We start from the raw sequence: 12,617 nt of genomic DNA on the forward strand, positions 1-12,617 counted from the left end.
AGCTACTGCGGCAACGGCACGGAGCGCAGGACCACGGGCGGCAGCGCGCGCTCGTGCGCGCGGCGCTCTCCCGTCTCGGTCCAGAACGGCCACGCGCTCGACGCCACATACACGAACCGGTCCCCGAGCACGACGCCCACCGTCATCTCGCCCTCGAGATCGCTCGGCGCATCCAGGACGTCCGCGCCGGTGAGCGCGCGCCCGGCCGCATCCAGCCGGACCCGCATCACGCGATTCGGCGTCGAACCGTTGTGGATCGCGATCAGCGCGCCGGCATGCACCCGCAGGCCATCCACCCCGCGCAACGTGCGGCCATCCGCCGCCGTCAACGGCGCGAGGGAGTCCGTCGCGAGATCCCAGCGAAAGAGACCGCGCGACCAGTCGGCCACGTACGCCACATCACCCGTGGCCGTCACGGCGATGCCCTGCGGGGAGCGGAGCAGCGCGCTGCGCACCGTCTCAAGCTCCGCGGCATTACGGCGCAGGCGATACAGCACGCCGCGCAAGCCGTCACTCACGAGCACGCTGCCGTCCGGCGCGAGCGCGATCTCGCCGGGCATGCCGTCGCCGGCGCCGAGGCGGAGCCGACGGCGCAGCGCCCCATCGGGATACGAGACCTCGAGCAGCTCGGCGACGACGCCCTCATCGGCTGCCCGAGGCGCCATGTGAGGCAGCCGCGCGGTCGTCAGCCAGACGGCCGCGCGCGCCGAGTCGAACACCGCGCCCATCACGGCGCCCACGTTCGCGTCTGCGCCGAGCAGCCAGCGCCGCGACCCTGTGGGCGATACGACGAGCACATCGCGATGCCGCAGGCTCGTGATGAGCAGCGTGCCATCGCGTGGATCCGCGGCGAGGCCCTCGGCGAAAAACAACGTGTCGGAATCGATGACCCGCGCGTCCGGGGACTGCGCGAGCGGGAGCTCCGCGTCGATGCCGGGCCGCGCCGGCGTCCGGTCGAGCGCCACGCGGGCCGCCGCCTGCAAGCGACGCACCCGCACGCTGTCGGACCCACCGCCAGGGATACGCGGCGGCAGCGACTCCGGCGGGATGCCGAGCATACGTTCGATCAGCACCACGGCCGCGAGATACGTGCCCTCGCGATTCGCGTGCAGGCCGTCGCTGCTGTACGGATCGAGCGGCGGCGTGGCGGCGAGCGCCGCCGTGAACGCGTCACCGGCGGGGGCGAGGATGCCCTCGGTGACGGTCGCCGCCGTGGCATAGCTCAGGAGCGCCGCCGCGGCGTCGAAGCGGCGACCGCTCGACGGCCAGATCTGGTAGAACACCGGCTCGGCGCCCGCCGTGCGAATGTGCGGCGCCCAGGCCCGCGCCCAGGTCTGCAGGTGAACCTGCGATTCGGGCAGCGCCGAGGTGCCCTGCTGCAGCACGACCCAGCGCCACGCCGATCCCGCCAGCGCCTCGTGCACCACGCCAGTCGCGTAGTGATCGGACAGCGCGTAGTTCGCCTCGGCGACGCTGGCCACGCGCAGGCCGGTGTCACCCATGCTCCGGGCGAGGTCGCGCACCATGCGCGGCAGGTCGTTGGTGTACGTGTGCGAGTTGCCGACGAAGAGGATGTTGCGCGTGCCCGGCAGGCGCGGCGGGTCGCGCTGCGGCTCGAGCAGCTCGAGACATCCGGCAGCCAGGGGCGCACAGAGCGCGATCGGGAGCATGAGGGCGGGTCGCATGCATACAGCATGCGACGCAGATTTCGGATGCGCGCTCCGGCAGGGACGGACCGCGCACGCCGCGGGACCGACCGCACCGGCCACCGCGGCGCTGAACGCCATCCACCGGAGTCCGCGTGACCGACGACCTGCGCTATCCCATCGGCCCGTGGCGGCCGCCGACGTCCGCCGTCACGCCCGAGTGGCGTGCGAACCACATCCGCGACATCGCCGAACTGCCGGCGCAGATGCGGGCCGCCGTCGCGGGCCTGGATGACCGCCAGCTCGACACGCCCTACCGGCCCGGCGGCTGGACGCTGCGCCAAGTGGTGCACCATGTCGCCGACTCGCACGCCAACGGCTTCATCCGCCAGAAGCTGGCGCTCACGGAGTCGAACCCCACCGTGAAGCCGTACGACGAGGAGCGGTGGGCCGAGCTGCCGGATGCACAGCTGCCGATCGATGTCTCGCTGCGCATGCTCGACGCGATCCACGAGCGTTGGGCCGCGCTGCTGCGGGCACTACGGCCCGAGCGCTTCAGCGCGCCGTACCAGCATCCGCAGTCGGGGCCGCAGACGCTCGACAGCTCGCTGTCGAACTACAGCTGGCACGGGCGGCACCACGTGGCGCACATCACGGCGTTGCGAGTGCGCCAGAGCTGGTAGTCAGGGCAGCGCCACTTCCGTCATGTAGCGCACCACGCCGTTCGGTTGGTGCACCTCACCGGCGACCATGTACGGCGATTCATCGACCATGAACCACACGGCGAGCAGCGTCGGGTCGCCGTAGCGCCGCTCCTCGATGCGCCACGCGTTCCAGTCCTTGCCCTCTACAGGCGTGCGTTCGCGCCCGACCACGGTGAAGACGCGCCGCTCGGTGCGCTGCATGTTCGGCCCCCACATCGGCGCGACGATCACGAGGCCCGGCTGGAGGCGCATCGCCATCGGCACCAGATCGCTGGCCGAGGCCACGTAGCCCGGCTGGTCGAGCTCGACCGCGACAGGCACGAAATCCGGCGTGTTCACCTTCCGACGCCCGGTGACCTGTGTGCCGTCGAGCCGGAGCTGGACCTCGATGCCGTCGCTGCCGAAGCGGTGATACGCGTACGGCTGCAGTGTGCGCGCGTCGTAGGTCTGTCGGATCTCCCAGGTGCTGCGCGGACCGTTCACCGGCATCTGCGTGCCGATCGTCACCCATCGGTGCACGGCGCGGCCCGCGGAGTCGCCGTGCAGGAGCTCGTTGGTCCATTCGGCCACCACCGGGCCGTCCGGCGCGCCGAGGCGTACGGTGACCTTGGCGCGGTGCGGCGCGTAGATGCGCGCGTCGACCTGGGGTGCGCCCATCGTGAGGAACACGGTGTCCGGCGCCGTCAGCGGAACGGACAGGGGCGCGACAACGGCGAGCGCGGCAAGGACTGCAAGCACGGGCGTCTCCTGGCGGGGTTACCCGTTGAGACGGGCACCGGCCGCAAAGGGTTTCCGGCCGCGCGCGCGGCCGCGGGGGCCGGGTCCCGGAAACACGAACGGCGCGAACCGAAGTTCGCGCCGTCTCAGGAAATCCCTGCAGGGTGCCTCGCACGCCGTCATTGGAACTCTACGTCCTACCGATCGGCGGCGGGCTTACTTCCTGCAAGGGGGGAAACCTTGGTCCTGCCTATGGAGCTGAGGGGGATCGAACCCCTGACCTCTGCAGTGCGATTGCAGCGCTCTCCCAGCTGAGCTACAGCCCCGAAGCGCGTGTGGGTCAGGCCCCTGTCGTCCTACCTACCCTAGACGACCCGAGCAAGTTCCCGTCACGCATACGGCCCCGCCCGGTGTGGCTGGGGCGAGGCCGCCGAACGCAGTAAACTAGCGGCAGCGGGAACCCTGCGCCACCCCCTGCCCTTCCTCTGAGCGTGACCGCCAAGATCCCGCTCCATCGCCTCGAGTCCGAGTACGTCCGTGGCCAGCTCTCCCTGCGCCGCCGCGACGCCAACCAGGCCGACCTCCGCCCGACAGGCGAGTACGTGCTGTACTGGATGCAGGCCACGCATCGCTTCGAGGACAACTGGGCCCTGCGCTACGCCGTCCTGCAGGCCGACGCGATGGGCAAACCGCTGCTCATCCACCAAGGCCTCGATCCGACCTACGAGCACGCCAACGACCGCATCCACACGGTCATCCTCGAGAACGCCGTGGCGCTGCATCGTCGCGCGGCCAAGCTGGGACTGCGCTACCAGTTCGTGCTCCGCCGCCGCCGCGACGACGACCGTCGCGTGGTCGATCGCCTGGCCGCTCGGGCCACCCTCGTGGTCACGGATCTCTTTCCCACGGCGGGGATCGCCGCGCGTACCGCGCGGTTCGCGGAGCGCTGCCCGGTGCGCGTCGTCGAGGTCGAATCGCACTGCATCGTGCCGTTCGGCAACTTCGTGAAGGAAGAGTACGCGGCGCGTACCATCCGTCCGAAGATCGCCAAGGTGCTCGACCACGCGCTCGAACCCGTCGAGGACCGCGGGCCCCGCGCCAAGTTTCCGCAGGCGCTGTGGGATTCCCTCGAGGTGGAGCGCCTCGACCTCGAGGCGCTCGATGTTCGCGCCGCTGTGGCCAGCTGTGAGATCGACCACGCGGTTCCGCCCGTGCCCTTCCCCAGCGGATTGGACGGTGCCCGCGCGCGGCTCGCGGCCTTCTGCGCCGGCGCACTCGCCGACTACGCCGAGCGCCGCAACGAGCCCTCCGACACCGAGGGCAGCTCGCGGCTCTCGCCCTACCTGCACTTCGGGCAGATCTCCGCCGCCGAGGTACTGCGCACCGTGCGCGCCGCGGGCCACAAGGCCTCGGCCGAGAAGTTCGCCGATGAGTTGGTCACCTGGCGCGAGCTCGCGTTCAATTTCTGCGTCCGAAATCCCCATCACGGCAAGCTCAAGGGCCTGCCCGACTGGGTGCACCGCTCGATGGAGAAGCACAAGGACGATCCGCGCGAGGCCATCTACTCCCTGGAGCAGCTGGAACGGGCCGAAACGCACGACGAGCTGTGGAACGCCGCCCAGCGCGAGATCGTAAGCACGGGCTACATGCACAACGTGACGCGCATGCTTTGGGGCAAGTCGGTGCTGCTCTGGACGGCGCGCTACAAGCATGCGCTCGAGCATCTGATCCTGCTCAACAACAAGTACGGCCTCGACGGACGCGACCCCTCGAGCTACGGCGGCATCCAGTGGTGCTTCGGCAAGTTCGACCGGCCGTGGTTCGACAAGCCCGTCTTCGGCGTGATCCGACCGATGTCCCTGGCCCGGGCGCGGGAGAAGTTCGACGCCGAGGCGTATATCCGGATGTTTCCGCGGTAACTGCATTCACCACGAAGGCACGAAGACACGAAGGCCTCAAATGCGCGTCTCGGCGTGGGTCAGTCGCGGCCGCATGCTGTGGCAGTGCTCACGACACGCGCGCCGGCCGATTTCCTTCTTGACTTCGTGCCTTCGTGGTGAAAAGCAGTTGTCACTAGCTTTCCGAATGCACGAAAACCTCCTGCCGAGCGCCGAGGAGATCCGCGCCGCGTACGCGCGGATCGCGCCGCATGTGCTGCGGACGCCGCTGGTGCACGACGCCGAGCTCTCGGCACGCGTCGGCGGCACGGTGCTGCTCAAGCTCGAATGCCTGCAGCACGGCGGCTCGTTCAAGCTGCGCGGTGCGCTCAATGCGGTGATGAGCCTCGAGCCCTCCGCGCGGGCCAATGGCATCGTCGCATCATCCGCCGGCAACCACGGCATCGGCGTCGCCATGGCCGCCCAGCGACTCGGCGTGCGGGCCACCGTGTTCGTGCCAAGTACCGCACCAGCAGTAAAGCGCGACAAGATCGCGGCGCTCGGCGCGATCGTCGACGCCTCGCAGCCGAGCTACGATGCCGCCGAGGATGCGGCGAAGGCGTTTGCGGCTCGCACCGGCGCGACCTTCGTGAGCCCCTGCACCGGCCGCAACCTGCTCGCCGGCGCCGGCACCGTCGCGCTGGAGATCTTTGACGAGCGGCCGGAGACCGTCACGCTCGTCGTGTGCGTGGGCGGCGGCGGACTGGTGGGTGGCATGGGTGGCTTCGTGCGCGACGCCGCGCCGCAGGTGCGCGTGCTGGCGGCGCAGTCCATCAAGACCAACGCGATGGCACTGGCGCTCGCCGCCGGCCATGCGGTCGACATTCCCGACGAACCGACGCTCTGCGATGGACTCGCCGGACGCGTGGACGCCGAGATGTACGCGCAGGGCAAGGCGGCCATCGACGAGATCGCCACTGTCGAGGAGTCGGACGTGGCCGCGGCCATGCGATTCCTGCATCGGCAACACGGCCTCGTGGTCGAAGGGTCGGGTGCGGTCGGCGTCGCGGCGCTGCTCCGCGGCGCGCTGAAGCCCTCGGCATTCCCTGTCGCGGTGACCGTCAGCGGCGCGAACATCGAACGTGGGCGCTTCGAAGCGCTGCTCGCGGGCTAACGTGCACGTGAGACGGTGGTCCCGTCTGCTGGCGCTGGCCGCAGCCGCGGCGTGCTCGAACGATACGCCGACCGCGGCGACGCCTGGTCCCGCGTGGCATTTTCCATCCAGCGATGCCAGTTGGGCCACCGTGCGCCCGGTCGAGGCGGGCTTCGACTCCACCGCGTTGGCCGCCGCGCTCGACTGGGCGGGAGAGCAGAACAGCAGTGCGGTCGTCGTGGCCTGGCGCGGTCGCATCGTCGCCGAGCGCTACTGGAACGGCTGGACCAGCCAGACCCGCGGCCCCTACTTCTCGGCCGGAAAGACCATCACGGCCGCGCTGACGCTGGACCTCGTCAGCGACGGCGCGCTGGCTTTGTCAGACGCGGTGTCGACGCACCTCGGCGCCGGCTGGTCGCGCGCCGGGACCGCGGAGGACAGCATCACGGTCCGACACCTCCTCGCGATGGCCTCGGGCACCGACGACTCCTTGCGGCGCATCGTCGCGCCGTCGGCCAACCGGTTCTACTACAACAATCCGGCGTACTATCAGATGTTCGGCGTCGCAGCGGCAGCGGGGAGCGCGACGTTCCCGCAGCTGGTGCAGCAGCGCATCCTCACGCCGATCGGCATGTCGCGCACGCTGTTGATCGCCAACGAGGACACGGGTGAGCCGGGGTTCGTCTTCGTGGGCTCGGCGCGCGACTTCGCACGCTTCGGCATCCTGACGCTCAATCACGGACGCTGGAACGGCGCGCAGCTCGTGGCCGACAGCGCCTTGCTCGCGCGCGCACGGCAGCCATCCGGTACGGACAACCTCTCGTACGGCTGGCTCTGGTGGCTGAACGGCGGCGCGTCACACCGGACGCCGGGCTCGTATCTCCTGCCCACGAATGCCGGCCCGATGTTCCCAGCCGCGCCCGTGGATCTCGCCGCCGCGCTCGGGCTGGATGACAAGAAACTCTACGTCGTCCCCTCGCTCGACCTCGTCGTCGTGCGGCTGGGAGACCGAGCGCCCATCTCCGGCGCCGTGAGCCCGGCGGCCGTATCCAGCTTCGACAACGCGTTCTGGACGCGCCTGATGCTGGCGCGGCCTGGTACCGGCGCAGGGCTGCGCTAGGCTCTGCACGGGGCGTTGTCACCGTCAGGCCTTAGATTTGCCGGGATGCACCTGACGTTCCTCGGCACCTCCGCCTCCCGCCCCACGGTCGAACGCGGCCTCTCGTCCATCGCGCTCGCACGCGACGGCGAGACGCTCATGTTCGACTGCGGCGAAGGCACGCAGCGGCAGATGATGCGCTACGGCGTCGGGTTCACGCTCGAGGACATCTTCTTCACGCACTTCCACACCGATCACTTTCTCGGGGCGCTGGGATTGCTGAAGACGCTGGCGCTGCAGCTGCGCGAGCAGCCCCTGCGCATCTGGGGGCCGAAGGGCGCACAGGCGCTGTTCAAGCGCGCCGAAGGCTTGGGCAACGAGAAGCTCACGTTTCCGCTGACCGTGACCGATCTCGAGCACGGCGCGGTAGTGCGCCGCAAGGACTACGAGATCCGCGCCTTCGACGTGGAGCACCGCAAGGGCGCGGCGCTGGGCTTCGCGCTCGTCGAAGACATCCGCCGCGGGCGCTTCGACCCCGACCATGCCCGCGCGTTGGGCATCCCCGAAGGTCCGCTCTGGGGCCGCATCCACAAGGGCGAGACCATCACGCTCGACGACGGCCGCCGCATCGCGCCCAGCGAGCTCGTGGGGCCGGAGCGCCCGGGGCGCCGCGTCGTCATCACCGGCGACACGCGGCCCTGCGCGGCGACCATCGAGCACGCGGTGGGCGCGGACCTCTTGGTGCACGAGGCCACCTTCGGCGACGAAGAGGCCGCGCGGGCCATGGAAACGATGCACTCGACGGCGCGCGAGGCGGCGACGGTCGCCAAAATGGCCGGCGTGAAGCGCCTGGCGCTCACGCACTTCTCGGCGCGCTATTCGCGCGACCCGAGCGACCTGGGCCGCGAGGCGCGCGAGGTGTTCACGGGTGAGGTCATCCTCGCCAAGGACGGCATGGAACTCGAGGTTCCGTTTCCGGATCAAGCGCCCTGATGTGACGCGAGCGCCGGGTCGCGCCGTCATATAACGGTATTGCGCCCTCGTGTACCCGACGACAGCATACCATGGTCCGTCCCCACGACCGGAGATTCCCGTGACGCGCTCGACTCGGATGCTCGCCGCTCTCGCGGCGCTGATGACCGCTGGCACATCGCTGGACGCCCAAGCGTCCGGGACAGTGGACCTCGCCGGTCTCTTCCGGTACTCGCAGCTCGACGAACGCGCTGCGGCGGAACCGGGAGTCGGGTTCGGCGGACGGCTCGGCATCTTCATGTTCCCGAACGTGGCGCTCGAAGTCACCCACGCGCTCACGACCACTGCGGACACGCCGGAGGCGCGGCAGTCGCCGCTGCACCTGCATCTCGCGCGGCACTTCCGCTTCAATGACGGCGTCGCCTTCATCCTCGGTGCCGGCTGGGTGCGCGATCGCACCAACGGCATCCAGCCCAACGGCTCGCTCGAGGCCGACGGCGTGTCCGCGATCGCCGGCCTGCAGATGAACTTCACGCGGCGCCTCGCGCTGCGCGTGGACGCCGTGTACGACCACTTGCCGGTCGCGCGCTACGATGCCGCCGGCCCCGAGGCCGCAAATCTCCACCTGCAGGCCGGCCTCTCGCTGCGCTTCCCGCCGCCGGACCGGGACCGCGACGGCGTGCTCGATCGTGTCGACCTCTGTGCAGACACCCCGGTTGGCGCGACGGTCAACGCACAGGGCTGCCAGCCCGACGCCGATGGCGACCGCGTGCCCGATGTCGCGGATCGCTGCGCCAACACGCCGGCCGGCACGCCGGTCGACGCCAGCGGCTGCCCGCTCGACAGCGACGGCGACGGCGTCCTCGACACCGCCGACCGCTGCGCGAACTCGCCGGCGGGACAGCCGGTCGATGCGAGCGGCTGCCCGCGCGATTCGGACGGCGACACCGTCATCGACATCGCCGACCGCTGCCCGAACACGCCCGCCGGCACGCCCGTCGACGCCAACGGCTGCCCGCGCGACGCCGACGGGGACAACGTACCGGACAACCTCGATCGCTGCCCCAACACGCCCGCCGGTACGCCGGTGAACGCCAACGGGTGCCCCGCCGACGAAGACGGCGATGGCGTGCTCGACAACGCCGACCGCTGCTCCGCGACACCCGCGGGTGTCCGCGTGGACGCCAACGGCTGTCCGGTCCCGATCGACGCGGACGGCGACGGCGTCCGGGACATCGATGACCGCTGCCCGAACACGCCGCCCGGCACGCGCGTCGATGCCCGCGGCTGCCAGATCGTCTTCGAGGAAGGCCAACGCAACATCGTCCTCGAAGGCGTGAACTTCGAGACGGGGCGCGCCGTGCTGACGGCGGAGTCGCAGGCGATCCTCGATCGCGTGGCCGAATCGCTCGTCGCCGCACCCGAGGTGAACCTCGAGGTCCAAGGGCACACCGACAACACCGGCTCGGTGGCCAACAACACGCGCATCTCGCAGGCCCGCGCCGATGCGGTGCGGCAGTACCTCATCAGCAAGGGCGTGGCGGCGAACCGCCTGACGGCGCGTGGCTACGGCCCGACGCAACCGGCGGCCTCGAACACCACGCCGCAGGGCCGCGCGCAGAACCGGCGCGTGGAGCTACGCCGGACGAACTGACTTACAGCGGCTGACGGCCGGCGAAGCCCGCGTCGCGCGCATGCCAGTGCGCGACGCGGGCTTCGCCGCGCATCCAGCACCAGTACACCGGTTCGCCGTCGCGCTCACCGGGAAAGTCGATGAGCCCCTGCTCCATGCTCTTGCACTCGACGCCCAGCGCCTCGAGCTCAGCGAGGCAGGCCTGCACGTCCGCGGCTGCGCGCTGCACCTCGAGCTGGAGCCGCTCCGCCTCGGGATCCTGCGCGGTCGGCGTGCTGCGCAGCGACGCCAGCTCGTAGCGCTCCACCAGCTCCTGCCAGCGGCGGTAGCCCAGCACCAGGTCGTCCGTGATACGCCGCAGGAGCGGCAACGCCTTGTTGGCGCGTTCGGGGGTCCAGAGGGCGTGGGCGGTGGCGTTCATGGCTGCGGAAGTTACGCGTGGAAGGGACGGACGCGACGCGAGTCTCGTCGCCGTACAGGGCGGCCTCGTCGAAGGCGCGCACGAGCGCCTCGCGCGTACCGGGAACGACCAAGGAATCCTCGAGCCACATGAGCCGTTGCACGGGCGCGGGCACGAAGCCCAGGGGCCACTCCTGCCCGCCGGCGTCACGCAGCGCGAAGGCCACCCGCGGCACCTGCCCGGGGGCCGGGCGCGCGACCACCGTGTAGTCGCCGCGGGGCCAGCGCCGCTCGCCGTCGCCCTCAACCTCGGGATACGCGTCGGCCAGCGTCGGCCACCACGCGGGTTCATCGATGGCGATCGGTCCCAGTTGCGTCGCCTCGGCCGCGTGCAGCGCCCCACGCTGCACCAACGTGAACTGCACCAGCGGCCGCCGGTCCTGCGCCTGCAACCCGAAGCTTCGTGCGTCGAAGGCAAGACGCTCGTACTCCGCGCGCAGCGACTCGCCGTCGGACGCGCCCGCCGCGGCGGCGAGCGTGGAGTCGCGCAGCTCCCGCCATTGGCGTTGGCCTTCCGCGGCCAGTCGGCGCGCCTCCTGACGACCGAACAGCGCCTCGAGCGTGCTCGGCACCCCCGTGCGCAGGTCGAGCACGCCGCGCCGCAGTCCGAACGACGATGGCCGCCCGATCACGTCCACATCCGTGCGGTACTCGTAGGAGGCCCATGGACCCATGATGTCGAGCACGACGATCTCCGCGCTCGCGACGATGCGTGGATCTTCGCTGCCGGCTTCTTCTTCACCGAGCGGGAGCTCCTCGGGATTCGCCGCGGCGTAGCCCCGCGCGAGGGCGCGCATCAGCGTGTCGGCGAAGAGCTGCACCGAGTCGCCGTTCACGAGGTCGCGCTTGTAGAGGCGTTGCCCGACGTAGATCGCGTCGTAGAACGAGAGATCCTCGTCCGTGACGTAGAGCTCGGAGAGGCGCCCCCCGACCATCGCGAGCAGCATGGGCGCGCCGCGCACGCGAATGCCATCGGCCTCGGAGCGGATCCAGAACACGGAGTCGCCGGCGGCCACGAGAAACTCGGCCGGCGGGGCCGGCGGCGGCGGGTCGACCCGCTCACAGGCCAGCGCGCCGAGGCAGGCGATCGTCAGCAGCAGGGCGCGGGACGGCATGCCCGCAATATAGCCCGTCCGCTCTAGCGCTTCGCGACCTCGGATACGGCAGCGAGCAGCCGCTCGATCTCCTCCATCGTCGTGTAGCAGGCGGCGCCGACGCGCACGAGGCCGTCGTCGCCGTGCCCGAGGAGGCGCACGAGCGTCGTGGCATAGAAGTCGCCGCTGCTGACGAAGACCGCGTGCTTGACGAGAGCCTTCGCCACGTCGTCGCTCTTCACGCCGTCGACCGTAAAGCTCACCGTCGGCGTGCGCGGACGATCCGGACCCGGCCCGTAGCGCGTGACACCGGGAATCGTGCCGAGGCCGTCCCAGAGGCGACGCACCAGCGTCATCCCGTCCTCGTGCAGGGTGTGGAAGGCGGAGGCCAGGCGGTCGCGGCGCGTCGCGCCTTCCCCGAGCGACGCGAGGAACTCCACGGCCGCGGCCGCGCCGACGATGCCCTCGTGGTTCTGCGTGCCCGTCTCCATGCGCTCCGGCACCTGCTCCGGCGCCGGCTCCAACTTCGGTACATCCAGACGCCCCAGCTGCGCTTCCTTACCGAAGATGATGCCGACGTGCGGGCCGTAGAACTTGTAGGCCGAGCAGCCGAGGAAGTCGCAATCGAAGGCCTTCACGTCGACGAGGTGATGCGGCGCGTAGTGCACGGCGTCCACGTAGACCAGCGCACCGACGTCGTGGGCGAGGCGCGCCGCGGCGGCGACGTCGGTCACCGTGCCGAGCGCGTTCGAGCCGGCACCGATCGCCAGCAGCTTGGTGCGCTGCGACAGCGTATCCTCGAGCGACGACCAATCGAGCTCACCGCGCGTCGTATCCACCTTCACCTTGCGGATCGTGAGCCCGCGCTCGCGCTCGAGCGCCCGCCACGGCGCGATGTTCGCGTGGTGGTCGAGTTCGGTGACGACGATCTCGTCGCCCGGGCCCCAGGTGCGGCCCAGCGCGCGCGCGAGGTGGAAGGTCCCCGTCGTCATGTTGTTGGCGAACGACACCTCGCGCGGCGACGCGTTGAGGAAGTCGGCGATCGTCTCGCGCGCCGCGAGCAGCTTGGCGTCGGTCTCGAGGCTGGTTGGGTACACCCAATGCGTGTTGGCATTGTGGTGCAGCAGGTACTGCGTCATCGCATCCACGACCATCCGCGGGACCTGCGTGCCGCCGGGACCATCGAAGTACGCGACCGGGCGGCCGTTATGCGTGCGCTGGAGCGCGGGGAAATGCGGACGGACGGAATTCATCGGGGGGAAG

At 70.5% G+C, this 12,617-nt stretch carries 10 protein-coding genes and 1 tRNA gene; 6 read left to right on the forward strand and 5 right to left on the reverse strand.

Annotated features, from left to right (window positions below):
- Nucleotides 1-2 precede the first annotated feature (2 nt).
- Nucleotides 3-1,685 (reverse strand): SMP-30/gluconolactonase/LRE family protein, encoded by a 1,683-nt coding sequence (locus tag Strain318_RS12565; RefSeq protein WP_367886042.1) that lies wholly within the window; start codon nucleotides 1,683-1,685, stop codon nucleotides 3-5.
- Nucleotides 1,686-1,801: 116 nt separating this feature from the next.
- On the opposite strand from Strain318_RS12565, the gene Strain318_RS12570 reads away from it, so the two are divergent.
- Complete coding sequence (locus tag Strain318_RS12570; RefSeq protein WP_367886043.1) at nucleotides 1,802-2,329, forward strand: YfiT family bacillithiol transferase; 528 nt, start codon at nucleotides 1,802-1,804, stop codon at nucleotides 2,327-2,329.
- On the opposite strand, the gene Strain318_RS12575 is transcribed toward Strain318_RS12570, so the two are convergent.
- Together Strain318_RS12575 and Strain318_RS12580 are read right to left on the reverse strand one after the other, a co-directional pair.
- Nucleotides 2,330-3,088: a hypothetical protein gene (locus tag Strain318_RS12575; RefSeq protein ID WP_367886044.1), complete on the reverse strand. Its 759-nt coding sequence runs from the start codon at nucleotides 3,086-3,088 to the stop codon at nucleotides 2,330-2,332.
- Nucleotides 3,089-3,320: 232 nt separating this feature from the next.
- Nucleotides 3,321-3,393 (reverse strand) — tRNA-Ala (locus tag Strain318_RS12580).
- 165 nt (nucleotides 3,394-3,558) lie between these two features.
- On the opposite strand from Strain318_RS12580, the gene Strain318_RS12585 reads away from it, so the two are divergent.
- The 5 genes from Strain318_RS12585 (at nucleotide 3,559) to Strain318_RS12605 (ending at nucleotide 9,822) form a co-directional block, all read left to right on the forward strand.
- Nucleotides 3,559-4,986, forward strand: coding sequence for a deoxyribodipyrimidine photo-lyase (locus tag Strain318_RS12585; RefSeq protein WP_367886045.1), 1,428 nt, complete (start codon nucleotides 3,559-3,561; stop codon nucleotides 4,984-4,986).
- A gap of 166 nt (nucleotides 4,987-5,152) precedes the next feature.
- The gene (locus Strain318_RS12590; RefSeq protein WP_367886046.1) at nucleotides 5,153-6,118 is read left to right on the forward strand and encodes a threonine ammonia-lyase; all 966 of its coding nucleotides are present in this window, start codon (nucleotides 5,153-5,155) and stop codon (nucleotides 6,116-6,118) included.
- Between the two features lie 7 nt (nucleotides 6,119-6,125).
- The gene (locus Strain318_RS12595; protein ID WP_367886047.1) at nucleotides 6,126-7,217 is read left to right on the forward strand and encodes a serine hydrolase domain-containing protein; all 1,092 of its coding nucleotides are present in this window, start codon (nucleotides 6,126-6,128) and stop codon (nucleotides 7,215-7,217) included.
- A gap of 45 nt (nucleotides 7,218-7,262) precedes the next feature.
- On the forward strand, nucleotides 7,263-8,189 hold the full coding sequence (gene rnz / locus Strain318_RS12600) for a ribonuclease Z (RefSeq protein ID WP_367886048.1): 927 nt from the start codon (nucleotides 7,263-7,265) through the stop codon (nucleotides 8,187-8,189).
- A 100-nt stretch (nucleotides 8,190-8,289) separates the two neighbouring features.
- Nucleotides 8,290-9,822 (forward strand): OmpA family protein, encoded by a 1,533-nt coding sequence (locus Strain318_RS12605; protein ID WP_367886049.1) that lies wholly within the window; start codon nucleotides 8,290-8,292, stop codon nucleotides 9,820-9,822.
- Between the two features lies 1 nt (nucleotide 9,823).
- Here Strain318_RS12605 and Strain318_RS12610 read toward each other — a convergent pair whose 3' ends face one another.
- Both Strain318_RS12610 and Strain318_RS12615 read right to left on the reverse strand, forming a co-directional pair.
- Nucleotides 9,824-10,552, reverse strand: coding sequence for a DUF2203 family protein (locus Strain318_RS12610; protein WP_367887921.1), 729 nt, complete (start codon nucleotides 10,550-10,552; stop codon nucleotides 9,824-9,826).
- A gap of 846 nt (nucleotides 10,553-11,398) precedes the next feature.
- Nucleotides 11,399-12,607, reverse strand: coding sequence for a cysteine desulfurase-like protein (locus Strain318_RS12615; protein WP_367886050.1), 1,209 nt, complete (start codon nucleotides 12,605-12,607; stop codon nucleotides 11,399-11,401).
- Nucleotides 12,608-12,617 lie beyond the last annotated feature (10 nt).

It is taken from the genome of Pseudogemmatithrix spongiicola (assembly GCF_030623445.1).
In the GTDB taxonomy this organism is placed as follows: Bacteria; Gemmatimonadota; Gemmatimonadetes; order Gemmatimonadales; family Gemmatimonadaceae; genus Pseudogemmatithrix; species Pseudogemmatithrix spongiicola.